The organism is Streptomyces chiangmaiensis (assembly GCF_036281785.1).
In the GTDB taxonomy this organism is placed as follows: Bacteria; Actinomycetota; Actinomycetes; order Streptomycetales; family Streptomycetaceae; genus Streptomyces; species Streptomyces chiangmaiensis.
In genome coordinates, this window is record NZ_JAYWVC010000523.1 from 1 (window position 1) to 1,717 (window position 1,717).

Here is a 1,717-nt window from a genome sequence, read left to right on the forward strand (position 1 = left end):
GAAGGCGGTGGCGGCGGTACGACGCCGTCCGCCTCGGAGTCGCCCTCCTCGTCGGAGTCGTCCTCGCCTTCGCACCCGGCCGGTGCGCCCGCGGCGCCGAGTGCCTCCTCCGGCGAGGGCGAGGCGGCCCCGTCGGCTGCCGCCTCCCCGTCCGCGCAGGGCGGCGGCGATCTGGCCGGTGATCTGGCCGAGACCGGTAGCAGCGCCCCGGTGGGCCTGCTGGCGGGCGTCGCGGCAGCACTGGTGGCCGCAGGCGGTTACCTGGTGCTGCGGCGGCGTAGGACCTCCCGAGGCTGACGTCTGCAGTGCGTGGCGTCCTGGCCATCCTCTGGCCAGGACGCCACTAGCCAGTCTCACGCTGTTTGAAAACGTCCAGGTCACGGGCCTAGTCGGGCGCGATCGTCGACCGGTCTTGAAAACCGTCGTGGGGCGGTGACGACGAGACATCGTTGGCTGCTCCGGCTGCCCCCCGTGCCGGCGCGTCTCATGTTGTCCGGGACGGCACGACATCGGCCGAGTCACTCGCCAGAGTTTATGGACGCCGGCTCAGGCACACCCTCCGGAGGGGCATCGAGACGCCCGGTCTGGAGCGGGCCGTTCAATGCCTCGGCCGATACGGCCGGCCGGTCCGACCGGGCCAGATCCGGCCTGCTGATGGATCGTGGATCTTCATGCTGTTCCTCGCCCACGACGGCAACACGCCGGTGGCATGCACCGTCGTTCGGCAGACCGCAACCGGAGCCTGACGCCCCCACAGGCGGACGGCTGCCGAAGCTCAGACCTCCAACACGCTTTCCGCCTGTGTTGGTGGGGTGCTGGGCTGTGTGCAGGGGCGTTCACCTGCGTTCGTGGGCGGCTCGCCTACGGGAAGGGCCCGCACAGGGGCTCGGCTGAACGACGGTGAACGGAGCTGAATGAGACGGGAACTGAGACAGCCGCACTCCTCACCGCAGCACCGGAGACGGCCCGCGGCCGGCTGTCGCAACCACCGCACTCGTGGGAGCTAAGCCGCCGTGGGTTGCGCGGCACGCATGCCCGAGGCGGGCCCCTGTACATCCTCGAGCAGGAAGGTCTCGTCCTCCCCGAAGTCCGGGGCCTGGAAGGGGTTTGTCGTCGGATGCGGCGATGCTGCGGTGGCACAGCGGGGTTGCCCTTCCAGGGCGGAGAACAGCGACGTCAGATCGATGAGAGGTCTCCCTTTCGTTACAGGTCCCTGAAGGGGCCTGGCGTGCCGTGACCGGGCACAGCGGTCCTACAGCTTGGTCATCTTGGCGTACGGGCTCAAGATCCGCATTTGCGCCGAGCCGAAATCCACGAGCGCCGCGATTCCATCCTCGATGCCGATTACCCGGCCGAGGCCGTACATGTCGTGTGTGACCTGGTCGCCCACGGCGAAGTGCTTGGGCGGTGGCGCAACCGGGGCCTTGAAGGGGCTGGTAGGCAAATGACGCTTCGGTACAGCAGGCTTTGTCATTCCCCCCAGTATGCACCTACGAACTGCGCCGGTGGCTGACTCTCAGGGGCGGGAGCAGCTGATCGTTGGGCTCCACCCCAGCAGGAGCTGAGCCTGCCGACCGGCCGGCAGACGGGCGGGCTCGGGCGGTTCGGCCTCATAGGCGGCCGAACCGCCCGTACCCTTCGTGGTATCTACGGCGTCACATAGCGGGCGCCAAACATTGGAGGCAATACCTCGTGCTGATTGCTCAGCGTCCGTCAC

2 protein-coding genes are annotated in these 1,717 nt (G+C 68.5%); one reads left to right on the top strand and one right to left on the bottom strand.

Going from position 1 to position 1,717, the window contains the following annotated elements:
- The coding region (locus tag VXC91_RS45175; RefSeq protein ID WP_329513142.1) for an LAETG motif-containing sortase-dependent surface protein at positions 1–297 on the top strand (297 nt) is incomplete at its 5' end.
- A 955-nt stretch (positions 298–1,252) separates the two neighbouring features.
- Here the strand turns inward: VXC91_RS45175 and VXC91_RS45180 are convergent.
- Positions 1,253–1,474 (bottom strand): hypothetical protein, encoded by a 222-nt coding sequence (locus VXC91_RS45180; protein ID WP_329513143.1) that lies wholly within the window; start codon positions 1,472–1,474, stop codon positions 1,253–1,255.
- Positions 1,475–1,717: the final 243 nt, after the last annotated feature.